Source organism: Pseudomonas sp. LBUM1663 (assembly GCF_059695905.1).
The window spans coordinates 4,725,629-4,750,126 of the sequence record NZ_CP166792.1; the positions used below are offsets into that span (position 1 = coordinate 4,725,629).

A 24,498-nucleotide genomic window follows, 5' to 3' on the forward strand; every position below is an offset into this window, starting at 1 on the left:
TTGGTTCTTCACGGAATCCCGGGAAACACACAAACAAGAACGCCGATTTGATTGATGATGTTCGTACGAGCAAACACATCTAACAAACCGGCGTTCTTATGCGTGATATTAATACTTTCCTCCCTTTTTGGGAGGGCTTTTCTGTCGTCACGATCAAGCCTGATGGCGACGCACTACAAATCGATCTGATCCCCCACGCCACACGATTCCCTTCCTGCGGTAGCTGCAAAAAAACCGTCAGCGATCCATAAACCCCACCTATTTTAAAAGTAACCGCTCCATGAACCCCACATTCAAAGCCGCCAATTGATCCCGGATGCTGTGCTCCCGATTTCTTTCTGGAGCCCATCCGCCATGATGCGACCCGACGCAAAAGTCGAAAAAGTGTATCTGTACCCCAAGCCCGTCGACTTCCGAAAATCCATTGATGGCCTGGCTGCGCTGGTCGAGCTGGACATCAAGGTCGCCGTGTTTGACCCGGTGCTCTTCGTCTTCCTCAACAAACCGCGCAACCGCGTGAAGATTTTGTACTGGGAGCGCAACGGCTTCTGCCTTTGGCTCAAGCGCCTTGAATCTGAGCGATTCAAAACATCGCCCGATGCCACCGACGAGGCGATTGTCCTAACTGTTCAGGAACTCAACTGGATGCTCGACGGTTTCGACCTCTGGCGTAACCGTCCTCATCAGGTTTTGACGCCGCGATTCGTGGCCTGATTCGTTATAATCCAGGGCATGATTTCAATGCCCAAAGATCTTCCTGACGATCCTGCGCTGCTCAAGCAATTGCTAGAGCAAATGCTGCTTGAGCGCGAGTCTAACAAGGGCCGTATTGTTCATCTTGAAGAAGAAAACGCGCTGCTGCGTCAGCGCCTGTTCGGACGCAAGTCCGAACAAACAGCCGATCCGACCACGCCGCAGTTAGCTCTTTTCAACGAAACTGAAAGCATCGCCGAACCCGTCGGCGAAGACGCTGAAGAAGAGGTCGTCGGTCCAGCCAGGCGTCGCGGTAAACGAAAGCCGCTGCCCGCCGACCTGCCACGTATCGAAGTCATCCACGAACTTCCCGAGGATGAACTGACTTGCGTTTGCGGCTGCCGCAAACACGCCATTGGCGAAGAAGTCAGCGAGCAGCTTGAAATCGTGCCGATGCAGATTCGCGTTATCAAACATGTGCGCAAAGTTTATGGCTGCCGCGATTGTGAGACCGCACCGGTCACTGCGGATAAGCCGGCTCAACTGATTGAAAAAAGCATGGCCAGCCCAAGTGTTCTGGCGATGCTGCTGACCACCAAGTACGTGGACGGTCTGCCGCTTCACCGTTTTGAAAAAGTACTAGGCCGCCACGGCATCGATATTCCGCGCCAGACCCTGGCTCGCTGGGTTATCCAGTGCGGCGAGCACTTCCAGCCGCTGCTGAATTTAATGCGCGATAGCCTGTTGGCCAGCCGTGTCATCCACTGCGATGAAACACGCGTACAGGTGTTGAAAGAGCCTGACCGAGAGCCGAGCAGTCAGTCCTGGATGTGGGTGCAAACCGGCGGCCCGCCAGACAAACCGGTGATCCTTTTCGACTACTCCACCAGCCGAGCGCAGGAGGTGCCGTCGCGCCTGCTCGAAGGTTATCGCGGCTACGTCATGACTGACGATTACGCGGGTTACAACGCGCTGGGAGCACAGGCCGGAGTTGAACGTTTAGGGTGTTGGGCTCACGCACGGCGTCAATTTGTCGAAGCGCAAAAAGTACAGCCCAAGGGCAAGACAGGACGGGCCGACATCGCATTGAAGTTGATCAGCAAACTATATGGCATCGAGATCGCCTACAAACGGAGTGGTGATGAGGCGCGGAAAAGAGGCCGCCAGGAGTTGAGCGCCAGCGTGCTGAGTCAACTGAAAGACTGGATGCTAAAGACGCTGCCGTACGTGACTACACAGAACGCATTGGGCAAAGCCGTCAGCTACTTGGCAAACAACTGGAACAAACTCGAGCGGTACGTCGAGGAAGGTTACTTGCCCATCGACAACAACGCCGCAGAACGTGCAATACGGCCGTTCGTTATCGGAAGAAAAAACTGGTTGTTTAGCGACACGCCAAAAGGGGCGACGGCTAGCGCTCAACTTTACAGCTTGGTCGAGACTGCTAAAGCCAACGGCCAAGAGCCCTATGCGTGGCTGCGCCACGCACTTGAGCGCCTGCCAATGGCGGCTTCGGTGGAAGATTACGAAGCCCTGCTACCTTGGAACTGCGCACCCCAATCTCATAGCTAACCGCACCGCCCACCTTTGACTAGGTGGGTTTTATGGAGCGCTTACTTTTAAAAGGGGCATGTGGTCAGGTATTAGAGTCGGGCACCTGCTCCGTTTGAGTCCTTATCCCGAACAAACGGTCGGCTAACTGTCGACCATGCGCCTGTCCTTCCTCCGTCAACCAGATGGATTTGTTTCTGTTGACTGGATCACTGATGGAACCATGTTCATGCAGTCGATTCATGATTTCGATGTCGACCCCTTCCCACGCATTGCCTTTGTCGGAGCTGTAGGCTGCCAACAGCTTATGCGTCTGGGCATCACGTCTTGCGTGATTAAGCCGGCTGCCACTTTTGCGGAAGCAAATGCTCGATTTCACTGGCCCTATGTGTCGGCAGGCGCGTGAGAACATCCTTCAGATAGGCGTATGGATCATGACCACTCAGCCGCGCAGAATGGATCAGGCTCATGATCGCCGCAGCCCGTTTTCCGCTGCGTAGCGAACCGGCGAGGAGCCAGTTCTTGCGACCAAGAGCCCAAGGTCGAATCTGGTTTTCGGCCCAATTATTATCAATGGGCACGGCCCCGTCATCGAGGTAGCGCGACAGCGCTGACCAGCGTTTCAAGCTGTAATCGAGTGCTCTGCTGATAGCCGAACCTTCGGGCACAAGATCACGCTGGGCGATCATCGAGGCGTGCAGCCTATATCACTGGCACGGCTTTTTCTTGCCGTATTCGGCATCGAAACTCCGGCTCCAGGTCGCGCACTTCGCTTTCGATTTCGTACAACAATTGGATGTAGCGCAAGGCCTGCTCGGCGATCTGACTTTTGTTCGTGGCATGCAATTCGAAGAACGTGCGGCGGGCATGAGCCATGCAACCGATCTCGGTTACGCCGAGTTCGAAGCTGGCCTTATAACCGCCGAAAACGTCGCAGACCAACTTACCTTTCCAGCCTTGCAAGAAGTTGCGAGCATGCTCACCAGCGCGGCTGGGGCTGAAGTCGTAGACCACAGCGCCTGTTTCGCAGAACTGGCTGGTGGCGTAAGCCCAAACGTAGGAACGGTGGGTTTTCTTCGAGCCCGGAGCGAGCATCTGCACGGGGGTTTCATCCGCGTGCACAACCTGCTGCCCGATCACTATGTCACGCAGTGCATCGACTGCGGGCTGCAACCGCACGCCAGTAACGCCCCCCATTGAGCCAAAGTCGAGCGAGGAATCGCCAAGCCGGCACGACCAAAAATTGATTCCTCTCTTTAATAAATTTGAAATTCAAGCCAAAGTAGCCACACTCAATTTCTTGAGATCCACAAGAAACAAAAAAAATGTAATTGCTATTTCTAACTTGAATGCATGCAAAACAGCGAAAAACGTTCGATAAATACCTAACCTATCAACAGCACTACTGTATCAGACTATTCCATCGAGCAAAAAAACGCCCCTAAACAGGAGCGCTTTTTGTGTATATTCAAATAAACTTCAGCGAGATAGTCGTTTGATACAAAAAACATCTATACACGACTAGACTTTATAACCCTAGCTGGATTCCCTACAACAGTTACGTTCGAGGGAACGGAGCGTGTGACTACAGATCCCGCGCCAACCATCGCATTTTCTCCGATGGTTATACCAGGCAGTATGGTGCAGTTTGCTCCCAGAGACGCCCCTCTACAAACTACCGTTCTACCAAATGCCTTCGGATAGACTTTACTTCGCGGAAATATATCATTAGTAAATGTCACATTGGGCCCTATGAACACATCATCTTCAATGGAAATTCCGTCCCAGATTTGCACGCCGCATTTAATCGTAACTCTATTTCCAATCACAACGTCATTTTCAATAAAGACGTGATCGCATACATTGCAGTCCTCGCCAATTTGGGCTCCAGGCAGGATGTGGGTAAATGCCCAGACTCGAGAGCCTTTGCCTACGTTCGGAGACTCGCATAACCCGTGGGAATGCACAAAGTAATCTTTAGGCTCACTCATATTTTCATTGTACCCCTTTTTGAATTGGAGCTTATTCATCAGATAAATTAAATTTTAATCTTCGATTCTTCAGCGATGCTTATCAAATACTGGCCATAGCTATTTTTGCTGAGCTCATTCCCTGTCGCTAACAACTGATCGACAGTAAGCCATCCATTATTAAAAGCAATTTCTTCAAGGCATGCGATCTTATAGCCTTGGCGCTTTTCAATGGTTTCTACGAAGTGAGACGCTTCCAGAAGGCTTTCGTGAGTGCCAGTGTCCAGCCAGGCAAATCCGCGCCCTAAAAGCTCTACGTGAAGATCGCCACTCTCCAGATAAGCTTGATTGATGCTGGTAATTTCCAACTCACCGCGGTCGGAGGGTTTCACTTGCTTGGCGATTTCGATTACATCATTGTCATAGAAGTACAGGCCTGTAACCGCAAAATTCGATTTAGGCTTTGTCGGTTTCTCTTCGATAGAAATAGCGCGTTTATTATCGTCAAAATGTACTACACCAAAACGTTCAGGATCTTTGACTTGATAACCGAAAACAGTCGCTCCCCGCTCAAGGTTGACGGCTGAGCGAAGCAATGGAGTGAAGCCCTGTCCATAAAAAATATTATCTCCCAAGACAAGGCACACTCGATCTTTGCCTATAAAGTTTTCACCTATAAGAAATGCTTGTGCCAAGCCATCCGGGTTATCCTGAACAGCGTATTCCAGTGTCACTCCGAATTGACTTCCATCACCAAGCAAACGCTGAAAGCCGCTGAGATCGTCCGCAGTAGTAATGATCAGAATATTCCTGATTCCTGCGAGCATCAGCACTGACAGCGGATAGAAAATCATGGGTTTATCATAGATCGGTAGCAGTTGTTTCGAAACCCCTTTGGTGATCGGATACAATCTGGTTCCTGAGCCGCCAGCCAAAATGATACCCTTCATATCGTCTCCTAATGCTTGATTCAACGTATTTTTTACTGAAAATGGCTATGATCAGGTAAGTACCCTTTTTAGCCATTTTCAAAAGCCATAGCGCATTAATGTACGCAGATCACCTGCGCACCATACTGGAAGCTTGTTTTTTGGAAGCTTCCTCATGCCCTAAATAGTTCTCTTCAATTACTCGAAAAGCTGTTCTTTTCACCAGAGAAGAATATCCGAAACAGTGCGATTATCACTCCCACTATTAGCCCAAGCATTGCGCCCAGCAACAACAGCAGTGCTTTTTTAGGGTGAACGGGGGTATCGGGGAGCTCAACCTGACCATCCATTCTAAACACCTCGACGTCCCTGATGTTCGATTCAAGATCTGTATAAAACTTTGACTTAGTCTGCAGAACTCTCAGCCTATTAATAAACGGATCGTCCGACTTGCGAGTTTCCAGATTATCAATTTCTGCCTTCAGGGCTTTAATACCACGCATATAAAGAGGCTGTTCATCCAAGCTACCAGCAACTTTAACTTCTGAATTACCACTGACGATTGGCGGCTTCTCCAAGCCAATTGCTTTCGCCACAACCAATGCTTCTCGCAGTTTAATGATAGAGTCTTCCCTCGACCTCAACCCAACTTCGCGTATTGACACAATCTGCTGCTGAAGATTACGAGCAAGAACATCGGCCTCACTAGAAATATTCTTGATCATTTCTTTCTTGGCCAACTCGCTGGCGCGACCGATGTATTTACCGACCAATATAATCGTCTGTTCCGGGTGCTCATCCCTTGCAGTTACCGCATACCGATCAGGATTATCTTTTCCAGCAAGCGAAACAGCGAGCACCTTAGAAAAGTCGTTGTATAACGATTCTATTGATTTTTTTCTATCAGACTCAGGCAGCGAAGGAAGATAAGTTTTGTAAAAAAACTCGCGACGTAGTGAATCCGCCTGCAAATTTCTCAGAAAAACACCGTAAACATCCTTAACATTGAAAGGCGCCAACTCGCTTTCCGCGGTTCTGCCGTAATTATAATTTGCCACATCATTTTGAGTCGGTGGCACAACAACAATTTTTGCTTCGTAAATAGGCGTACTCAGAAACGCATAGGCTGCCGCTATCGCCGTAGTTGCGATCACAGCACCAATAATTACCAATCGCTGGCGCCAAAGGGCTGACATTAGCGCCCTTAGGTCGACCTCATTAGTATTTGAGGATACAGCGGAGTTGTTCTGCATACGTTTCTAGCCCTCGACAATCAATAAAACACTTCGCATATCTTTGTTGATAACTGACACATTCTGTTCGTTAAAATTCTGATGTGTATCCGTTTTCAATGCATGGCCACTAGGGCGCGACCATTTTATTCACTTACAGCACGGGAGCTATAGTTATCGTCTATCCACTGCTGGTAACTTCCGCTTTTCACGTGGGCAATCCACTCTGTATTGTCGAGATACCACTCCACCGTCTTGCGGATCCCCGTATCGAAGGTTTCTTCAGGGACCCAGCCCAGTTCTCGCTGGATTTTGCGGGCGTCGATTGCATAGCGCTGATCATGGCCCGCACGATCCTGCACATAGGTAACCAGGTTCGCATGTGGGCGGTATGGTGAATCTGGTCGCAACTCGTCAAGTAGCGCACAGAGAGTGTGCACGACCTCAATATTCTGTTTTTCGTTGTGGCCGCCGATATTGTATGTCTCGCCGATCACGCCTTCAGTGACAACTTTGTACAGTGCGCGGGCATGATCCTCGACGTAAAGCCAGTCACGAACCTGGTTGCCTTTACCGTAGACAGGAAGCGGTTTGCCTTCCAGTGCATTGAGGATGACCAGCGGGATCAACTTCTCAGGAAAGTGGAAAGGACCGTAGTTGTTGGAGCAATTAGTGACCAGGGTTGGCAAGCCGTAAGTGCGCGCCCAAGCGCGGACCAGATGGTCAGAGCTGGCCTTGCTGGCGGAATATGGGGAGCTTGGCTGGTAGGGCGTGGTTTCGGTGAAGAGGTCTTCAGGGCCTTCCAGGTCTCCGTAAACTTCATCAGTGGATATGTGATGAAAACGAAATCCCGTCTTGCGAACGTCGTCCAGCGCCAGCCAGTATTGGCGAGCAGCTTCCAGCAGAGTGTAGGTGCCGATGATATTGGTCTGAATGAACTCAGATGGACCGGAGATGGAACGATCGACATGAGACTCTGCAGCCAAGTGCATGATCGCGTCCGGCTGATGCTCGCGTAGGACACGGTCGACTTGCTCACGGTCACAAATATCAACACGCTCGAACGCATAGCGCGGGTCTTGGCTGACTTCCGTCAAGGACTCCAGGTTGCCCGCGTAGGTGAGCTTGTCGAGATTCACGACAGAATCTGAAGTGCTGGAGATGATATGGCGGATGACCGCCGAACCGATGAATCCGGCGCCGCCGGTTACTAAGATTTTCACGCGAAACCATACCCTTGAGTTACTGACAGGGCCGCCAACCGAGCACTGTCTAATCCATGAATGCAAAAGCCGGCATTGACCCGAAGCTACTTGCAGAGTCAGTCCGTCCGAATTCGGAACCAGCCGCTTCGGACAAGCGAACATTTTACAGCTTAATGGCATTTTTACTAATGGATGTAGACAAGCAGTGGTTAAAGCCAGTCCACCGCTCGAAGTGCGGGGAAATTAGCCAGGATACTTCAAACGCGGCGGTGTGCGCCTCAGAAGCATACTCAGCAAAGGCCCGATCAACATTCCCAGCAATAGTGCAGCCAGTATCGCCAGGGAAACGGGGAGTTGTGGGCCTGACCACCCAAGGAATAACAGCGAAACAGACTGCTGGTTCTCGAGCACGAACGCTAGAATCGCCAACACCAGCAACAGGGCGAGGACGGCGAGCACTACACGCTTCAAGTTACGCATTACCAACTCCTTGAAAATCAAAGGCTGTCAAACCCCCTCCTCCTCATCCTCATTCACCCGGTCCCGCAGCTCCTTCCCCGGCTTAAAATGCGGAACGAACTTGCCATCCAGGCTAACCGACTGCCCGGTCTTGGGATTGCGCCCTACCCGCGGTGCGCGGTAGTGCAATGAGAAGCTGCCAAAACCCCGAATCTCGATACGATCCCCGGTGGCCAGGCATTGGGACATTTGTTCAAGCATGGTCTTGATGGCCAGTTCCACATCCTTGGATGAGAGCAGCCCTTGATGGGTGACAATTCGTTCGATCAACTCCGACTTCGTCATATTTTTCCCTTCTTTTTCAAGCAGCTAGATCAGCGCTTCAAAGGTTTTAGCACGCTAGGAGCCATTTGAACAGTCCAAGATTTGACATATCGTTACCGGCTTTGAGTCGCCCTGTTTGTGGGCGTCTCAAGCTGGCGGGCCGCTTGTTCAGTCACCTGCTAATCACCAGCATGGTGCGTGTCAGGTAGCCTGCGGGATTAAAACCGAATGGGTATTCATCCTCGTCCTTGGCGTCATCCGACCTTGCAATGACCTTTTAGCCTGCAGCTTTGCACTTCTAGTCGGCGCGCTTGCGGCATTTCTCCCAACCCGAGCCCAGGCCGGAGCAATCGATCTCTATCCCGCTGACACCACGCACCGCATAGGTCTTGGCGCTGGTGGTGCAGCCTGCCAGTGCCAGTACTGCTATGGCGACATGAGCTTGTTCATGCACTTCCCTATTAGTCAGGAACCCTACCGGAGGGTGCTGCGCCCTATGCTTTAGAGTAGCTGCAAATAAGCGATTGATGCTGTTAAAGAAAGGGACAGTTTGGTGAGGGTGTTGGTTCAGCGTGGGATGCACGTGGCGACCATTAAGAGCGAAAGATCAAAAGATCGCAGCCTTCGGCAGCTCCTACGGGGATGGGGAGCTCTGGCATCAGATAGGCGTAGCACTGGAGGAATTCGGGGAATGGGACTTCGCCAAATCCTAGGCACAAAAAAGGGCGACCGAAGTCGCCCTTTTTCTATGGTCTGACAGAACTTAGTTCTGTTTTTCCATTTGTGCACGCAACAGGTCGCCCAGAGTGGTAGGACCAGCAGCAGGTTCCGAAGTCGCTGGCTTGTCGCGCAGGCTTTGGATTGCTTCTTTCTCTTCAGCATCGTCTTTCGACTTGATGGAGAGCTGGATTACACGGCTCTTGCGGTCAACGCTGATGATCTTGGCTTCTACTTCCTGGCCTTCTTTCAGAACGTTGCGCGCGTCTTCAACGCGGTCACGGCTGATTTCGGAGGCTTTCAGAGTCGCTTCGATATCGTCGGCCAGAGTGATGATGGCGCCTTTAGCGTCAACTTCTTTCACGATGCCTTTAACGATTGCGCCTTTGTCGTTCTCTTGAACGTACTCGGAGAACGGATCGCTTTCCAGTTGCTTGATACCCAAGGAGATGCGCTCGCGCTCTGGGTCAACCGACAGGATAACGGTGTCCAGCTCGTCGCCCTTCTTGAAGCGGCGAACGGCTTCTTCGCCCACTTCGTTCCAGGAGATGTCGGACAGGTGAACCAGACCGTCGATGCCGCCGTCCAGACCAATGAAGATACCGAAATCGGTGATCGACTTGATGGTGCCGGAGATTTTATCGCCCTTGTTGAACTGGCCAGAGAAATCTTCCCATGGGTTAGATTTGCACTGCTTGATGCCGAGGGAGATACGACGACGCTCTTCGTCGATGTCCAGAACCATAACTTCCACTTCGTCGCCGACTTGTACGACTTTCGAAGGGTGGATGTTCTTGTTGGTCCAGTCCATTTCGGAAACGTGTACCAGGCCTTCAACGCCTTCTTCCAGCTCAGCGAAGCAGCCGTAGTCGGTCAGGTTGGTTACACGAGCGGTAACGCGAGTGCTTTCTGGGTAACGGGCTTTGATAGCAACCCATGGATCTTCGCCCAGTTGCTTGAGGCCCAGGGAAACACGATTGCGTTCGCGATCGTACTTCAGAACCTTGACATCGATCTCGTCGCCAACGTTGACGATTTCGGAAGGATGCTTGATACGTTTCCAAGCCATGTCGGTAATGTGCAGCAGGCCATCGACGCCACCCAGATCGACGAATGCGCCGTAATCGGTGAGGTTCTTGACGATACCTTTGACTTGTTGGCCTTCCTGCAGGGATTCCAGCAGAGCTTCACGCTCGGCGGAGTTCTCGGCTTCGAGGACGCTACGACGGGAAACGACAACGTTGTTGCGTTTCTGGTCAAGCTTGATGACCTTGAATTCCAGCTCTTTGCCTTCCAGGTGCGTGGTGTCGCGCACAGGACGGACGTCAACCAGAGAACCTGGCAGGAACGCACGGATGCCGTTAACGTCGACAGTGAAGCCGCCTTTAACCTTACCGTTGATAACGCCCTTGACCACTTCTTCGGCTGCGAAGGCTGCTTCCAGAACAATCCAGCATTCAGCGCGCTTGGCTTTTTCACGGGACAGCTTGGTTTCACCAAAGCCGTCTTCAACCGAGTCCAGAGCAACGTGAACTTCGTCACCGACGTTGATAGTCAGTTCGCCAGCATCGTTGTAGAACTGCTCAAGCGGGATGAGTGCTTCAGACTTCAGGCCAGCGTGAACGGTTACCCAGCGAGCTTGGTAATCGATATCAACGATAACACCGGTGATGATGGAGCCTGCCTGAAGGTTCAGGGTTTTTAGGCTTTCTTCAAAGAGTTCCGCAAAGCTTTCGCTCATTTTAATTCCTGTTGAATAAGGGCGAAGGATACGCCCATCTCCACATCCCAGACGACGTGGGTTATGTTCATTTGAAGAAACGGCACAGGACTATGACTGGTCCCCTGGGTCGCTTCTTGGTCACCCGGCAATATCGCGAATGGCGATCTCGCTCATGATGCGTTCCAGCACCTGATCGATGGATAATTCCGTGGAATCCAGCTGTATGGCGTCAGCCGCCGGTTTGAGCGGGGCTACCGCTCGCTGGGTGTCACGCTCATCGCGTGCACGTATCTCATCTAGCAGACTCGACAGACTAACACCATCGACTTTGCCCTTCAACTGCAAGTATCGACGGCGAGCTCGCTCCTCGGCACTGGCAGTGAGGAATATCTTCAGCGGCGCGTCCGGGAAAACCACCGTGCCCATGTCGCGCCCATCGGCGACCAACCCCGGAGGCTCCTGAAACGCCCGCTGGCGTTGAAGCAGAGCGTCGCGGACGGCCGGCAAGGCCGCCACCTGGGAAGCCCAGGCGCCTACCTGTTCGTTGCGCAAATCATCAGTGACATCGTCACCTTCAAGGATGATCCGCTGCGGATGACCTTCGGTCGCGCCGACGAACTGCACGTCCAGATGAGCGGCCAGCAGCTTCAGCGACTCTTCATTGGTCAGATCGACGCCATGATTGCGCGCCGCGAACGCCAGCAGGCGGTACAGCGCACCGGAATCCAGCAAGCACCAGCCCAGGCGCTTGGCCAGAATCCCGGCAATAGTGCCCTTGCCCGAACCGCTAGGCCCGTCGATGGTGATGACCGGTGGCTTGATAATCACGACTGAGCCTCTTGTGCAACACGGATGCCGACCTGCGCGCACAGCGCGAGGAAGTTCGGGAACGAGGTTGCGACGTTGGCGCAATCATGGATGCGGATCGGTGCGGTGGCGCGTAGCGAGGCCACGCTGAAGGCCATGGCAATCCGGTGGTCGCCGTGACCGTGCACTTCCCCGCCGCCGATCAGGCCGCCGTCGATGATGATGCCGTCCGGGGTCGGTTCGCATTTGACGCCCAGCGCCAGCAAGCCATCCGCCATGACCTGGATACGGTCCGATTCCTTGACTCGCAGCTCTTCGGCGCCGCGCAACACGGTGCGCCCTTCGGCGCAGGCCGCCGCCACAAACAGTACCGGAAATTCGTCGATGGCCAGCGGAACCAGCGCTTCGGGAATCTCGATACCTTTGAGCTTAGCTGCCCTTACGCGCAGGTCAGCCACAGGCTCGCCGCCGACTTCACGCTGGTTTTCCAGGGTGATGTCAGCGCCCATCAGACGCAGGATGTCGATCACGCCAGTACGGGTCGGGTTAATACCAACGTGCTCGAGCACCAGCTCAGAACCTTCGGCGATCGACGCGGCCACCAGGAAAAACGCGGACGAGGAGATATCGCCCGGCACTTCAATATGGGTAGCGGTCAGCTTGTGGCCGGATTCGACCGAAGCGGTAGCACCGCTGACAGTGACCGGATAGCCGAAGCCGCGCAGCATGCGCTCGGTGTGGTCGCGAGTCGGTGCCGGCTCGGTAACGGTGGTTTTGCCTTCGGCATACATGCCGGCCAGCAGCAGGCAGGACTTAACCTGGGCACTGGCCATCGGCATGGTGTAAGTCAGGCCCTTGAGCTTGTTGCCGCCACGAATAGTCATCGGTGGGCGACCTTCAGCAGCGGTCTCGATCACGGCGCCCATTTCACGCAGCGGATTGGCCACGCGATTCATCGGGCGCTTGGACAGCGAGGCGTCACCGGTCAGGGTGCTATCGAAGTCCTGCGCAGCCAGTAGGCCCGACAGCAGACGCATCGAAGTGCCGGAGTTGCCCAGATAGATCGGGCCCGGCGCAGGTTTCAGGCCATGCAGGCCGACGCCGTGAATGGTCACGCGGCCGTGGTGCGGACCCTCGATCACCACGCCCATGTCGCGAAAGGCTTGCAAGGTCGCCAGGGCGTCTTCGCCCTCGAGGAAGCCTTCGACTTCGGTGACACCTTCAGCGAGGGAGCCAAGCATGATCGAACGGTGAGAAATCGATTTATCGCCTGGTACACGAATCCGCCCAGTCAGGCGGCCACCAGGTTGTGCCAGGAAAATCAGGTCGTTGGAATTCATAGCGTCCACATAAGCCCGGCGGGCCAGGATTTTACTGAAATGTTCGCGGGCAACCCGGGCGCGAGTGAATACGCCCAACAATTGGTGCCCATCCCCTGCATCGACCGCGTCGCGCAAGGCGTCGAGGTCGCTGCGAAATGTATCAAGTGTGCGCAGGACAGCTTCGCGGTTGGCGAGGAAGATGTCGTGCCACATGACCGGGTCGCTACCAGCGATTCTTGTGAAATCGCGGAAACCGCCCGCAGCGTAACGGAAGATCTCAAGGTTTTCATTGCGCTTGGCCAACGAATCGACCAGGCCGAACGCCAACAAGTGCGGCAAATGGCTGGTCGCCGCCAACACTTCGTCGTGACGCTCGACCTGCATGTGCTCGACATCGGCGCCCAATTCGCGCCACAAACGGTCGACCATTGCCAGCGCGGCCGGATCGGTCTGATCCAGCGGCGTCAAAATCACTTTATGGCGACGGAACAGCTCGGCATTGGAGGCTTCCACCCCGCTCTGCTCGGAACCGGCAATCGGATGACCCGGCACAAAACGAGACGGCATGCCGCCAAATGCTTCGGTCGCGGCACGTACCACATTGCCTTTGGCACTGCCGACGTCGGTGAGAATCGCTTGCCCCAGGTCCATGCCGGCCAATCGGCCAAGCATTTTTTCCATGGCGAGGATCGGCACGGCGAGCTGGATCACATCCGCGCCCTGACAAGCAACTGCCAGGTCTTCTTCGCAGCGATCCACCACGCCCAATTCAACCGCGAGTTTGCGCGACTGCGGATCGAGATCGACCCCGACCACTTCGCGGCACAGACCGCTTTCACGCAAACCCTTGGCAAACGAACCGCCGATCAACCCCAGGCCGACCACCACCAGGCGACCGATCATAGGGACAGCAGATTGCAGTGCAGTGACATCAACCACGAGCCAGAACCTTGGTCAGCGCCTCGAGGAAGCGGCTGTTTTCAGCCGGTAAACCGATGGTGATGCGCAGGTGATTCGGCATGCCGTAGTTGGCCACCGGACGCACGATCACGCCTTCGCGCAGCAACCCCTGGAAAATCGGCGCCGCCACCTGCCCCATATCGACACAGATGAAGTTGCCCTTGGATGGAATCCAGCTCAGCCCCAGTTCACGGAAAGCCGCTTCCAGTTGCTGCATGCCGGCTTCGTTCAGGCGACGGCTTTCAGCCAGGTAGTCGGTGTCTTGCAGCGCAGCGCACGCAGCGGCCAGGGCCAGGCTGTTAACGTTGAACGGCTGGCGCACGCGGTTCAGCACATCAGCGACCACGGCGGTGGATAAGCCATAACCGACCCGCAGCGCCGCCAGGCCATACGCCTTGGAGAACGTGCGCGAGACCAGCAAATTCGGGTACGCCGCCAGGAAATCCAGACCATCCGGCAAGTCGCTGCCCTCGGCGTATTCAATGTACGCCTCGTCCAGCACCACCAACACATGCTCAGGTACATCCTGCAGGAACTCGTCCAGCGCCTCGGCACCGAACCAGGTTCCGGTCGGGTTGTTCGGGTTGGCGATGAACACCACGCGAGTATCGGCATCAATCGCAGCCAGCATGGCCGGCAGGTCATGGCCCCACTCTTTGGCCGGGATCACCTTGGCCGTCGCGCCGACGGCTTGCGTGGCGATCGGATAGACCGCAAACGCATGCTCACTGAACACCGCGTTCAAGCCAGGCGCCAGGTAAGCGCGCGCCACCAGCTCCAGAATGTCGTTGGAACCGTTGCCCAGCGTCACCTGATTCAGCTCAACACGGCACTGCTCAGCCAGCAGGGTCTTGAGCGCAAAACCGTTGCCGTCCGGATAACGGGTCAGCTCGGCCAGTTCATCGCGAATGGCCGCCAGCGCCTTTGGACTCGCGCCCAACGGGTTTTCATTACTGGCCAGCTTGATGATTTTGGCCGGATCGATGTTCAGCTCACGCGCCAGTTCGTCCACGGGTTTGCCCGGAACGTAAGGCGAAAGTTGTTGCACGCCCGGCTGTGCCAGAGCGAGGAAGTTGCCACTCATTTGCTACCCCTTAGAGAACTGCTTTCGGGTAGGAACCCAGCACTTTGAGTGCTACTGCTTCCTGACTGATCTTTTCCAATACGCCTTTGATCAACGGATCACGGTGGTGGCCGACGAAGTCGATGAAGAACACGTAGGTCCATTTACCGCTGCGCGACGGACGGGTCTCGATTCGCGTCAGGTCGATACCGTTGTCGTGGAACGGCACCAGCAACTCATGAAGCGCACCGGGCTTGTTGCTCATGGAGACGATGATCGAGGTCTTGTCGTCGCCGGTCGGCGGTACTTCCTGGCTGCCGATCATCAGGAAACGCGTGGAGTTGTCCGGGCGATCCTCGATTTTCTCGGCCAGACGGGTCAGCCCGTACAAGCTGGCGGCCATGTCGCCGGCAATCGCCGCCGAGTTCCACTCACCCTTGACCCGCTTGGCTGCTTCGGCATTACTCGACACCGCCACGCGCTCGACATTCGGGTAGTGCGCGTCCAGCCACTTGCGGCACTGGGCCAGCGACTGGGCGTGGGAATAGATGCGGCTGATGCTGTCGGTCTTGGTGTTTTCACCCACCAACAGATGATGGTGGATCCGCAGCTCGACTTCGCCACAGATGACCATGTCGTGTTCGAGGAAGCTGTCGAGGGTGTGGTTGACCGCGCCTTCGGTGGAGTTTTCCACCGGAACCACGCCAAAATTCACCGCACCGGCCGCCACTTCACGGAACACTTCGTCGATCGCCGCCATCGGCTTGCTGATCACCGCGTGACCAAAATGCTTCATGGCCGCGGCTTGGGTGAAGGTGCCTTCAGGGCCTAGGTAAGCCACTTTCAGCGGCTGCTCGAGGGCCAGGCACGAGGACATGATTTCGCGGAACAAACGCGCCATCTCTTCGTTGCCCAGCGGCCCCTGGTTGCGCTCCATCACGCGCTTGAGCACCTGAGCTTCACGCTCAGGACGATAGAACACCGGCACTTCGCCTTCGGCCAGCGAGGCCATCTTTACTCGCGCAACTTCCTGGGCGCAGCGTGCGCGCTCACTGATCAGCTCCAGGACTTTAGTGTCCAGGGCATCAATGCGAACGCGCAGTGCCTTGAGTTCTTGCTCAGACATTAGCCGTGTTCCTTCTCGAACTCTGCCATGTACGAAACCAGTGCGTTGACCGCAACGATGTCGACGGCGTTATAGATGGAGGCACGCATGCCGCCCACGGAACGGTGACCCTTGAGGTTCAACAGGCCACGCTCGTCGGCACCGGCCAGAAAAGGCTTGTCGAGACGATCGTCAGCCAGGCGGAATGGCACGTTCATCCACGAGCGATCCGACTTGTTGATCGGGTTGCTGTACAAGCCGCTGGCGTCAATGAAGTCGTACAGCGTGCGCTGCTTCACGTCGTTGAGCTTGCCGATGGCTTCAACACCACCCTGCTCTTTCAGCCACTCGAATACCAGCCCCGAGAGGTACCAGGCCAGGGTTGGCGGGGTGTTGTACATCGAGCCGTTGTCGGCCGCGACCTTGTAGTTGAGCATGGTCGGGCACAGGGAACGGGCATGCCCCATCAGGTCTTCGCGGATGATATTCACCACGATGCCGCTCGGGCCGATGTTTTTCTGTGCGCCGGCGTAGATCATGCCAAAGCGCGAAACATCGATCGGGCGCGACAGGATGTCCGAGGACATGTCGGCAACCAGCGGAACGTCACCGGTTTCCGGGACCCAATTGAATTCCAGACCGCCAATGGTTTCGTTCGGTGCGTAGTGAACGTAGGCCGCATCTGCAGACAGGTTCCATTCGTTCTGGCCGGGAATAGCGAAATAGTCGTAAGGCTTGGCGGTAGCGGCAACGTTGACGTTTCCGTAGCGCGAAGCTTCTTCGATGGCTTTCTGCGACCAGATACCGGTGTCGATATAGTCGGCGGTGCCGCTTTCCGGCAACAGGTTCAGAGGGATCTGAGCAAATTGCTGGCTGGCGCCACCTTGCAGAAACAGCACTTTATAGTTCGAGGGGATATTCAGCAGATCACGCAGATCCTGCTCGGCCTTGGTGGCGATGGACACGAACTCATCACTGCGATGGCTCATTTCCATGACCGACAGGCCCTTGCCGTGCCAATCAAGGAGTTCACCCTGGGCGCGCTGCAGGACAGCTTCGGGAAGTGCCGCAGGACCGGCACAGAAGTTATAGGCTCTCTTGCTCACATCCAATCTCGCTCTGATTTGGTGACCACAAAATCTTGATTCAACACATCGACCGATGTGGGAGCGAGCTTGCTCCGGGCGGCGTTCCGACGATTGCGGTGGATCAGCAATCTCAATACTGTCTGATCTGACGCCATCGCGAGCAAGCTCGCTCCCACAGGGATGTGCAGTGTTGCAAATTTTCATACGGGACAAACAACAAGGGGGCGAATTTTCATCCGCCCCCTGTTTGTCCGCTTATTCCTGCGGCTCTTCGTCGGCTGCGGCGTCGAGTTGCTGGTCTTCGACAACATCGTCGATTACGACTTCACCGTCGAACACTACCCCTTCTTCACCCTCTTCGCCTTCGAGCTCTTCGCCTTCGACTTCCGACGGCTCCTGCACCCGCTCCAGACCGACCAGCGTTTCATCGCTGGCGAGTTTGATCAGGGTAACGCCCTGGGTGTTACGACCCAGACTGGAGACTTCGTCGACACGGGTACGCACCAAGGTGCCCTGGTCGGAAATCAGCATGATTTCCTCGCCGTCGAGCACCTGGACCGCGCCAACCAGACGGCCGTTACGGTCGTTGCTGACCATGGCGATAACGCCCTGACCGCCACGCTTGTACTCAGGGAACTCGGTGATCGCCGTGCGCTTGCCGAAACCACGGGCCGAAGCGGTGAGGATCTGGCTGCCTTCTTCCGGGATCAGCATGGAAATCAGCTTCTGGCCTTCCGGCAGACGCATGCCGCGCACACCGCGAGCGGTACGGCCCATGGCGCGAACGTCGGTTTCCTTGAAGCGAGTTACCTTGCCGCCGTCGGAGAACAGCATGACCTCGCGGCTGCCATCTGTAATGGAAGCTGAAATCAGTACGTCGCCTTCATCCAGCTCCAGCGCGATCAGACCGACGCTGCGTTGACGGCTGAAGGATTCCAGCGGGGTCTTCTTCACGGTGCCTTTGGCAGTGGCCATGAAGATGAAGTGACCTTCGGTGTACTCATCGACCGGCAGCATAGTGGTGATGTATTCATCACTGTCCAGCGGCAGCAGGTTGACCAACGGACGACCACGGGCCGCGCGGGACGCTTCCGGGATTTCGTAGGTTTTCAGCCAGTACACTTTACCTTTGCTGGAGAACAGCAGCAGCGTGGTGTGGCTGTTGGCGACCAGCAGGTGAGCGATGTAGTCCTCATCCTTCACGCCGGTAGCCGATTTGCCTTTACCGCCACGACGCTGGGCCTGGTACGCAGCCAATGGCTGGGTCTTGGCGTAGCCACCGTGGGAGATGGTCACGACGCGCTCTTCTTCCGGGATCATGTCACCCAGGGTCAGGTCGAGACGGGCATCGAGAATCTCGGTGCGGCGCACGTCGCCGTATTCGGCGCGGATCACTTCCAGCTCTTCGCGGATCACTTCCATCAGGCGCGTGGCGCTGCTGAGGATACGGATCAGCTCGCCGATCTGGTTGAGGATCTCTTGATACTCGGCCAGCAGCTTTTCGTGTTCCAGACCGGTCAGACGGTGCAGTCGAAGTTCCAGAATGGCTTGTGCCTGTTCCGGTGACAGGAAGTACTTGCCTTCGCGCAGACCGTATTGCGGGTCCAGGGTCTCTGGACGGCAAGAGTCAGCACCGGCACGCTCAACCATCGCGACCACGGCGGAAGATTCCCACGCAGTCTTGATCAACGCTTCCTTGGCTTCCGACGGGGTCGGCGAAGCCTTGATCAGGGCGATGACCGGGTCGATGTTCGACAGGGCAACCGCTTGACCTTCCAGAATGTGACCACGTTCGCGGGCTTTACGCAGTTCGAACACGGTACGGCGGGTAACGACTTCGCGACGGTGACGAACGAAGGCTTCCAGCAGGTCCTTGAGGTTCAGGATGCGTGGACGGCCGTCGATCAGCGCGACGATGTTGATACCGAATACGGCTTGCAGCTGGGTCTGGGCGTAGAGGTTGTTGAGGATCACCTCAGGCACTTCGCCGCGACGCAGCTCGATCACGACGCGCATACCGTCCTTGTCGGACTCGTCGCGCAGTTCGGTGATGCCTTCGAGCTTCTTCTCTTTAACCAGCTCGGCGATCTTTTCGATCAGACGGGCCTTGTTCAGCTGGTAAGGGAGTTCGGTGATGACGATCTGCTGACGGCCACCGACCTTGTCGATGTCTTCGATCATCGAGCGGGCGCGCATGTAAATGCGGCCGCGACCGGTACGGTAGGCTTCGATGATGCCGGCGCGACCGTTGATGATCGCGGCGGTCGGGAAGTCCGGGCCGGGGATGTATTGCATCAGCTCATCGATGGTCAACTCGGGGTTGTCGATGAGTGCCAGGCAACCGTCGATGACTTCACCGAGGTTGTGCGGCGGAATGTTGGTCGCCATGCCCACGGCGATACCGCTGGAGCCGTTGACCAACAGGTTGGGAATACGGGTCGGCATGACTGCCGGGATCATTTCGGTGCCGTCGTAGTTCGGCACCCAGTCCACGGTTTCTTTGTGCAGGTCAGCCAGCAGCTCGTGCGCCAGCTTGGTCATGCGCACTTCGGTGTATCGCATGGCCGCGGCGTTGTCGCCGTCCACCGAACCGAAGTTGCCCTGACCGTCTACCAGCAGGTAACGCAGCGAGAATGGCTGCGCCATCCGAACGATGGTGTCGTACACCGCGGTATCACCGTGCGGGTGATACTTACCGATCACGTCACCGACAACACGGGCAGATTTCTTGTACGGCTTGTTGAAGTCGTTGCCCAGCTCGCTCATCGCGAACAGCACACGCCGGTGCACGGGCTTCAAGCCATCGCGCGCATCCGGCAGGGCCCGCCCGACGATTACGCTCATCGCGTAGTCGAGGTAGGACTGCTTCAGCTCGTCTTCGATATTGACCGGGAGGATTTCTTTGGCCAGTTCGCCCATGAGAAGCTCGATTCCTTTTTCTGGTGAAACTTCGTCACATCCATATGGGACGAACGAAGCTCGCCGCTGCAGGCTGAGTGCCATGCACCGACTTACGACAAATCAGCAAGTTGAACCATGGATTTGCGCAGTAAAGACAACCCCGTGGGACTGCCTCGGAAAACGCCGGATGTTATCACAAGAGCCGCCACGCACCTATCCCCCAGATGCGCATGGAGTGTAGTTAGTTGACTGGTGGCAGGCTGAAAGGAGACGAGAGAGGCTTAGAGCCGCTCCGAATGCAGAATTGGCAGCTGAATACGGATGCTTATTGACTTTTAGGGCCTCATCGCCAGCAGGCTGGCTCCCACAGGATCGGTGTCGATCATAAACCCTGTGGGAGCCAGCCTGCTGGCGATGTCGATTTACAAGGCGCCGGACGCTCTCAATGTAGCCGCTTACGACACATCAGTTGCGCCATTTTCGCGGTGTCCGGGCGCTCGACGATGCCTTTTTCGGTGACGATCGCATCGATCAGGTCCGCCGGGGTCACGTCGAACACTGGATTGAACGCATCAACCTCTGCCCCGACCCGCTTGCCGCCGACCTCAAGCAACTCGCGACCATCGCGCTCTTCAATCGGAATCTCGTCGCCGCTGGCCAGGTTCATGTCGATGGTCGAACTCGGCGCCACCACCATGAAGCGCACACCATGGTGCATGGCGTTGACCGCCAGTTGATACGTGCCGATCTTGTTGGCCACGTCGCCATTGGCGGTGATCCGGTCGGCGCCGACGATCACCCAGGTCACGCCTTTGGTTTTCATGATGTGCGCGGCGGCGGAGTCGGCGTTGACGGTCACGGGAATGCCTTCGTTGGCCAACTCCCATGCGGTCAGTCGCGAACCTTGCAGCCATGGACGGGTTTCATCGGCGTAGACGCGTTCGACCATGCCCTCGATAAAGGCCCCGCGAATCACCCCCAACGCCGTGCCGAAGCCGCCGGTGGCCAGCGCACCGGTGTTGCAATGGGTCAGGATTGCCTGAGCGTTGCCCTGGTGCTTGCGGATCAGGTCCACACCGAGTTGCGCCATGGTCAGGTTGGCTTCGCGATCACTTTCATGGATGGCGATGGCTTCCGCTTCCAGCACCGACAACGGATCGGCGTGATGCTTCAAGCGCTCAAGCCGATCGCGCATGCGACCCAAGGCCCAGAACAGATTGACTGCGGTGGGACGGGAATCGGCGAGCAAGGCGAAATCTTCTTCCAGCGCCGCCTGCCAGTCGCCACCCTCGACAAACCGGGCGCGAGCCGCTAGCACGATGCCATAAGCCGCACTGATGCCGATGGCCGGCGCGCCGCGCACCACCATCGAGCGAATGGCCTCGGCCACGCCTGCGGCGCTGGTGTAGGCGATCCACGTTTCCTCGAACGGCAAAATACGCTGATCCAGCAGGTACAGGGCGCCATCACGCCAATCGATGGCCTTCACCTTCTCCGCAGCCAACAGTCGATCGCGCATCCCACACCCCGCACTCATGAACAAAAGCCGCCGATTATAGCGATCCCCCCGCGAAGACGCTCGGGTATACTTCGCCATCCTTTACAAAAGCACTGGAACCGACCCTCGATGCCGAACATTGCCGCTGCGCTCGACCTGTTATTGCTGCCGACCTGGCTGGTACCCGTCGAACCCGCTGGTGTTGTCCTCAAAGAGCACGGCATCGGTATTCGCGATGGGCGTATCGTGTTTATCGGCCCACGGGCGGCTGCGCTGAAGCTTAACGCAACCGAAGTGCGTGAGTTGCCGGACATGTTGCTCAGCCCCGGCCTGATCAATGCCCACGGGCATGCCGCGATGACACTGTTCCGGGGCCTGGCCGACGATCTGCCGCTGATGACCTGGCTGGAAAACCACATTTGGCCCGCCGAAGCCAAATGGGTCGATGAAGCCTTCGTCCGAGACGGCACCGACCTGGCGATCGCCGAGCAGATCAAAGGTGGCATCACTTGCTTCTCTGACATGTATTTCTTCCCGAAGGTTGCCAGCGAACGCGTGCATAACAGCGGTATTCGCGCGCAGATCGCCATTCCGATCCTCGACTTCCCGATTCCAGGCGCCAGCACGGCGGACGAGGCCATTCGTCAGGGCGTTGAATTGTTCGGCGACCTCAAGCACCACGAGCGGATCAAAGTGACCTTCGGCCCCCATGCGCCCTACACCGTGGGCGACGAAAACCTGGAGAAAATCCGGGTGATCGCCGAAGAACTGGACGCCTCGATTCACATGCACGTTCATGAAACCGCGTTCGAAGTGCAGCAATCGGTCGAGCAGCGTGGCGAGCGCCCCTTGGCCCGACTCGGCCGCCTGGGCTTGCTCGGCCCGCGCTTCCAGGCCGTGCACATGACCCAGATCAGCGATGAAGACTTGGCGCTGCTGGTAGAAAGCAACACCAATGTGATTCATTGCCCGGAATCCAATCTCAAGCTGGCCAGCGGCTTCTGCCCGGTCGAGCGCCTGTGGCAGGCCGGCGTCAATGTCGCGATCGGTACCGATGGCGCGGCCAGCAACAACGACCTCGACTTGCTCGGCGAAACCCGTACCGCCGCACTGTTGGCCAAGGCTGTAGCCGGTTCGGCCACCGCGCTGGACGCCCATCGTGCGCTGCGCATGGCCACGCTCAATGGCGCCCGTGCGCTGGGGATCGAGGCTGAAGTCGGCTCGCTGGAAGTCGGCAAAGCCGCGGACATCGTCGCGTTCGACCTGTCGGGCCTGGCGCAGCAACCGGTCTACGATCCGGTCTCGCAGCTTATATATGCCACCGGCCGGGACTGCGTGAAACACCTGTGGGTCGCCGGCAAGCAACTGCTCGACGACCGTCGCCTGACCCGTCTGGACGAAGAACAGCTCTGCGCCACCGCCAAGGCCTGGGGCCAACGCATCAGCGGCCACACCGAACAGTAAGCCCCCCGGACTGAATTCCGGGGCAACAGGATTTTTCAAGTTTTAGAGGACTTAAACCATGAGCAACGTCGACTACGCCGAAATCGCCAAATTCGAAGCCCTGGCCCATCGCTGGTGGGACCGCGAAAGCGAGTTCAAACCGCTGCACGACATCAACCCGCTGCGGGTCAACTGGATTGACGAACGGGTCAACCTGGCCGGCAAGAAAGTCCTCGATGTGGGCTGCGGCGGCGGCATCCTCAGCGAAGCCATGGCTCAGCGCGGCGCCACCGTCATGGGCATCGACATGGGCGAAGCGCCGCTGGCGGTCGCGCAATTGCATCAGCTGGAATCCGGCGTGAGCGTCGAATACCGGCAGATCACCGCCGAAGCGCTGGCCGAGGAAATGCCCGAGCAGTTCGACGTGGTCACCTGCCTGGAAATGCTGGAGCACGTGCCGGATCCGTCCTCGGTGATCCGCGCCTGCTTCAAAATGGTCAAACCGGGCGGCCAGGTGTTCTTCTCCACCATCAACCGCAATCCGAAGGCGTATCTGTTCGCCATCATCGGTGCCGAATACATCATGAAGTTGCTGCCACGGGGCACTCACGACTTCAAGAAATTCATCCGCCCTTCCGAACTGGGTGCCTGGAGCCGCATGGCCGGCCTGACCGTCAAGGACATCATCGGGCTGACGTACAACCCGCTGACCAAGCACTACAAACTGGCGGCCGATGTGGACGTCAACTACATGATCCAGACCCTGCGCGAGGAGTAAGCCGATGCGTATCAGAGCAGTCCTTTTCGACATGGACGGCACGCTGCTCGACACCGCGCCGGACTTCATCGCCATCTGCCAGGCGATGCGCGCCGATCGCGGCTTGCCGCCGGTGAACGACAAGCACATCCGCGATGAGATTTCCGGCGGGGCCAAGGCGATGGTCGCCGTGACCTTCTCCATGGACCCGGAATCCCCGGGCTTTGAAGAGCTGCGCCTGGAGTTCCTCGAACGTTACCTCAAGGATTGCGCGGTTCACAGCAAGTTGTTCGACGGCATGGGCGAACTGCTGGCCGACATTGAGAAGGCCAACCTGATCTGGGGCGTGGTGACCAACAAGCCCGTGCGCTTCGCCGAGCCGATCATGCAACAACTGGGGCTTGCCGAGCGCTCGGCGCTGCTGATCTGCCCGGACCATGTCAAGAACAGCAAGCCGGACCCTGAGCCGTTGATCCTGGCGTGCAAGATGCTCGACCTGGACCCGGCCAGCGTGCTGTTTGTGGGCGATGACCTGCGCGATATCGAGTCCGGTCGCGATGCCGGCACCAAAACGGCTGCCGTGACCTACGGCTACATTCACCCGGACGACAACCCGCGGCATTGGGGGGCGGATGTGGTGGTGGATCATCCGCTGGAGTTGCGCAAGGTTTTGGATAGCGCCCTTTGTAGCTGTTGAGAGCTGGTTCCAGTCTCTGGGGATGTGGTGTGAATGCTGACGCCTTCGCGGGCA

General features: G+C 56.6%; 20 protein-coding genes and 3 pseudogenes. 6 read left to right on the plus strand and 17 right to left on the minus strand.

The window, feature by feature from the left end; genetic code table 11:
- Positions 1-98 precede the first annotated feature (98 nt).
- The 3 genes and pseudogenes from ACA075_RS21625 to tnpC (ACA075_RS21635) all read left to right on the plus strand — a co-directional run.
- A pseudogene (locus tag ACA075_RS21625) lies at positions 99-242 on the plus strand (ISL3 family transposase); the annotation flags it as partial.
- Between the two features lie 112 nt (positions 243-354).
- The gene (gene tnpB, locus ACA075_RS21630; RefSeq protein ID WP_024647222.1) at positions 355-714 is read left to right on the plus strand and encodes an IS66 family insertion sequence element accessory protein TnpB; all 360 of its coding nucleotides are present in this window, start codon (positions 355-357) and stop codon (positions 712-714) included.
- Between the two features lie 18 nt (positions 715-732).
- A complete protein-coding gene (gene tnpC / locus ACA075_RS21635) occupies positions 733-2,265 on the plus strand; it encodes an IS66 family transposase (RefSeq protein WP_497295258.1) in 1,533 nt (510 codons plus the stop codon).
- A gap of 64 nt (positions 2,266-2,329) precedes the next feature.
- Here tnpC (ACA075_RS21635) and ACA075_RS21640 read toward each other — a convergent pair whose 3' ends face one another.
- The 17 genes and pseudogenes from ACA075_RS21640 to mtnA form a co-directional block, all read right to left on the minus strand.
- Positions 2,330-2,656 carry a DUF6429 family protein gene (locus ACA075_RS21640; protein WP_497295260.1) on the minus strand — a complete coding sequence of 109 codons (327 nt, stop codon included), beginning with the start codon at positions 2,654-2,656 and terminating at the stop codon, positions 2,330-2,332.
- Positions 2,580-3,500 (minus strand): annotated as a pseudogene (gene tnpC / locus ACA075_RS21645) (IS66 family transposase); the annotation flags it as partial. The pseudogene tnpC (ACA075_RS21645) and the gene ACA075_RS21640, both read right to left, overlap by 77 nt.
- 255 nt (positions 3,501-3,755) lie before the next feature.
- Positions 3,756-4,274 carry an acyltransferase gene (locus tag ACA075_RS21650; protein WP_497295261.1) on the minus strand — a complete coding sequence of 173 codons (519 nt, stop codon included), beginning with the start codon at positions 4,272-4,274 and terminating at the stop codon, positions 3,756-3,758.
- An 8-nt stretch (positions 4,275-4,282) separates the two neighbouring features.
- Complete coding sequence (rfbA, locus tag ACA075_RS21655; RefSeq protein ID WP_497295263.1) at positions 4,283-5,164, minus strand: glucose-1-phosphate thymidylyltransferase RfbA; 882 nt, start codon at positions 5,162-5,164, stop codon at positions 4,283-4,285.
- A 173-nt stretch (positions 5,165-5,337) separates the two neighbouring features.
- On the minus strand, positions 5,338-6,396 hold the full coding sequence (locus ACA075_RS21660; RefSeq protein ID WP_497295265.1) for a Wzz/FepE/Etk N-terminal domain-containing protein: 1,059 nt from the start codon (positions 6,394-6,396) through the stop codon (positions 5,338-5,340).
- Positions 6,397-6,521: 125 nt separating this feature from the next.
- Positions 6,522-7,598 carry a dTDP-glucose 4,6-dehydratase gene (gene rfbB / locus ACA075_RS21665; RefSeq protein WP_497295267.1) on the minus strand — a complete coding sequence of 359 codons (1,077 nt, stop codon included), beginning with the start codon at positions 7,596-7,598 and terminating at the stop codon, positions 6,522-6,524.
- A gap of 225 nt (positions 7,599-7,823) precedes the next feature.
- Positions 7,824-8,060, minus strand: coding sequence for a lipopolysaccharide assembly protein LapA domain-containing protein (locus ACA075_RS21670; RefSeq protein ID WP_497295269.1), 237 nt, complete (start codon positions 8,058-8,060; stop codon positions 7,824-7,826).
- 27 nt (positions 8,061-8,087) lie between these two features.
- Positions 8,088-8,384 (minus strand): integration host factor subunit beta, encoded by a 297-nt coding sequence (gene ihfB / locus ACA075_RS21675; protein WP_003218804.1) that lies wholly within the window; start codon positions 8,382-8,384, stop codon positions 8,088-8,090.
- Between the two features lie 151 nt (positions 8,385-8,535).
- Positions 8,536-8,813 (minus strand): annotated as a pseudogene (locus tag ACA075_RS21680) (hypothetical protein).
- A gap of 313 nt (positions 8,814-9,126) precedes the next feature.
- Entirely contained in the window at positions 9,127-10,821 is a 1,695-nt protein-coding gene (gene rpsA, locus ACA075_RS21685) for a 30S ribosomal protein S1 (RefSeq protein WP_123406822.1), read from the minus strand.
- Positions 10,822-10,941: 120 nt separating this feature from the next.
- Complete coding sequence (gene cmk / locus ACA075_RS21690; protein WP_059406801.1) at positions 10,942-11,631, minus strand: (d)CMP kinase; 690 nt, start codon at positions 11,629-11,631, stop codon at positions 10,942-10,944.
- On the minus strand, positions 11,628-13,835 hold the full coding sequence (locus ACA075_RS21695; RefSeq protein ID WP_497299310.1) for a bifunctional prephenate dehydrogenase/3-phosphoshikimate 1-carboxyvinyltransferase: 2,208 nt from the start codon (positions 13,833-13,835) through the stop codon (positions 11,628-11,630). The genes cmk and ACA075_RS21695 overlap by 4 nt, the downstream gene beginning before the upstream one ends.
- 28 nt (positions 13,836-13,863) lie before the next feature.
- Positions 13,864-14,976: a histidinol-phosphate transaminase gene (hisC, locus tag ACA075_RS21700; protein ID WP_497295271.1), complete on the minus strand. Its 1,113-nt coding sequence runs from the start codon at positions 14,974-14,976 to the stop codon at positions 13,864-13,866.
- 10 nt (positions 14,977-14,986) lie between these two features.
- Positions 14,987-16,081, minus strand: coding sequence for a prephenate dehydratase (gene pheA / locus ACA075_RS21705; protein WP_162436108.1), 1,095 nt, complete (start codon positions 16,079-16,081; stop codon positions 14,987-14,989).
- A complete protein-coding gene (gene serC / locus ACA075_RS21710; protein WP_497295273.1) occupies positions 16,081-17,166 on the minus strand; it encodes a 3-phosphoserine/phosphohydroxythreonine transaminase in 1,086 nt (361 codons plus the stop codon). The genes pheA and serC overlap by 1 nt, the downstream gene beginning before the upstream one ends.
- A gap of 237 nt (positions 17,167-17,403) precedes the next feature.
- Positions 17,404-20,067, minus strand: a complete 2,664-nt coding sequence (gene gyrA, locus ACA075_RS21715; protein ID WP_219095353.1) for a DNA gyrase subunit A — start codon at positions 20,065-20,067, stop codon at positions 17,404-17,406.
- 424 nt (positions 20,068-20,491) lie between these two features.
- A complete protein-coding gene (gene mtnA / locus ACA075_RS21720; RefSeq protein ID WP_497295275.1) occupies positions 20,492-21,568 on the minus strand; it encodes an S-methyl-5-thioribose-1-phosphate isomerase in 1,077 nt (358 codons plus the stop codon).
- 108 nt (positions 21,569-21,676) lie between these two features.
- Here mtnA and ACA075_RS21725 point away from each other — a divergent pair, with 108 nt between their 5' ends.
- From ACA075_RS21725 to mupP, 3 genes are read left to right on the plus strand one after another with little or no spacing between them, the layout of a single operon-like run.
- Positions 21,677-23,011: a TRZ/ATZ family hydrolase gene (locus ACA075_RS21725; protein ID WP_497295277.1), complete on the plus strand. Its 1,335-nt coding sequence runs from the start codon at positions 21,677-21,679 to the stop codon at positions 23,009-23,011.
- A gap of 58 nt (positions 23,012-23,069) precedes the next feature.
- The gene (gene ubiG, locus ACA075_RS21730) at positions 23,070-23,768 is read left to right on the plus strand and encodes a bifunctional 2-polyprenyl-6-hydroxyphenol methylase/3-demethylubiquinol 3-O-methyltransferase UbiG (RefSeq protein WP_010461694.1); all 699 of its coding nucleotides are present in this window, start codon (positions 23,070-23,072) and stop codon (positions 23,766-23,768) included.
- A gap of 4 nt (positions 23,769-23,772) precedes the next feature.
- On the plus strand, positions 23,773-24,444 hold the full coding sequence (mupP, locus tag ACA075_RS21735) for an N-acetylmuramic acid 6-phosphate phosphatase MupP (RefSeq protein WP_219095357.1): 672 nt from the start codon (positions 23,773-23,775) through the stop codon (positions 24,442-24,444).
- Positions 24,445-24,498 lie beyond the last annotated feature (54 nt).

What these genes read in the sequence shown, in the direction of transcription:
- tnpB (WP_024647222.1), top strand. Translation starts at nt 355, where the DNA reads ATGATGCGACCCGACGCAAAAGTCGAAAAAGTGTATCTGTACCCCAAG.
- tnpC (WP_497295258.1), top strand. Translation starts at nt 733, where the DNA reads ATGATTTCAATGCCCAAAGATCTTCCTGACGATCCTGCGCTGCTCAAG.
- ACA075_RS21640 (WP_497295260.1), bottom strand. Translation starts at nt 2,656, where the DNA reads ATGTTCTCACGCGCCTGCCGACACATAGGGCCAGTGAAATCGAGCATT.
- ACA075_RS21650 (WP_497295261.1), bottom strand. Translation starts at nt 4,274, where the DNA reads ATGAATAAGCTCCAATTCAAAAAGGGGTACAATGAAAATATGAGTGAG.
- rfbA (WP_497295263.1), bottom strand. Translation starts at nt 5,164, where the DNA reads ATGAAGGGTATCATTTTGGCTGGCGGCTCAGGAACCAGATTGTATCCG.
- ACA075_RS21660 (WP_497295265.1), bottom strand. Translation starts at nt 6,396, where the DNA reads ATGCAGAACAACTCCGCTGTATCCTCAAATACTAATGAGGTCGACCTA.
- ACA075_RS21670 (WP_497295269.1), bottom strand. Translation starts at nt 8,060, where the DNA reads ATGCGTAACTTGAAGCGTGTAGTGCTCGCCGTCCTCGCCCTGTTGCTG.
- ihfB (WP_003218804.1), bottom strand. Translation starts at nt 8,384, where the DNA reads ATGACGAAGTCGGAGTTGATCGAACGAATTGTCACCCATCAAGGGCTG.
- rpsA (WP_123406822.1), bottom strand. Translation starts at nt 10,821, where the DNA reads ATGAGCGAAAGCTTTGCGGAACTCTTTGAAGAAAGCCTAAAAACCCTG.
- ACA075_RS21695 (WP_497299310.1), bottom strand. Translation starts at nt 13,835, where the DNA reads ATGATCGGTCGCCTGGTGGTGGTCGGCCTGGGGTTGATCGGCGGTTCG.
- hisC (WP_497295271.1), bottom strand. Translation starts at nt 14,976, where the DNA reads ATGAGTGGCAACTTCCTCGCTCTGGCACAGCCGGGCGTGCAACAACTT.
- pheA (WP_162436108.1), bottom strand. Translation starts at nt 16,081, where the DNA reads ATGTCTGAGCAAGAACTCAAGGCACTGCGCGTTCGCATTGATGCCCTG.
- gyrA (WP_219095353.1), bottom strand. Translation starts at nt 20,067, where the DNA reads ATGGGCGAACTGGCCAAAGAAATCCTCCCGGTCAATATCGAAGACGAG.
- mtnA (WP_497295275.1), bottom strand. Translation starts at nt 21,568, where the DNA reads ATGCGCGATCGACTGTTGGCTGCGGAGAAGGTGAAGGCCATCGATTGG.
- ACA075_RS21725 (WP_497295277.1), top strand. Translation starts at nt 21,677, where the DNA reads ATGCCGAACATTGCCGCTGCGCTCGACCTGTTATTGCTGCCGACCTGG.
- ubiG (WP_010461694.1), top strand. Translation starts at nt 23,070, where the DNA reads ATGAGCAACGTCGACTACGCCGAAATCGCCAAATTCGAAGCCCTGGCC.
- mupP (WP_219095357.1), top strand. Translation starts at nt 23,773, where the DNA reads ATGCGTATCAGAGCAGTCCTTTTCGACATGGACGGCACGCTGCTCGAC.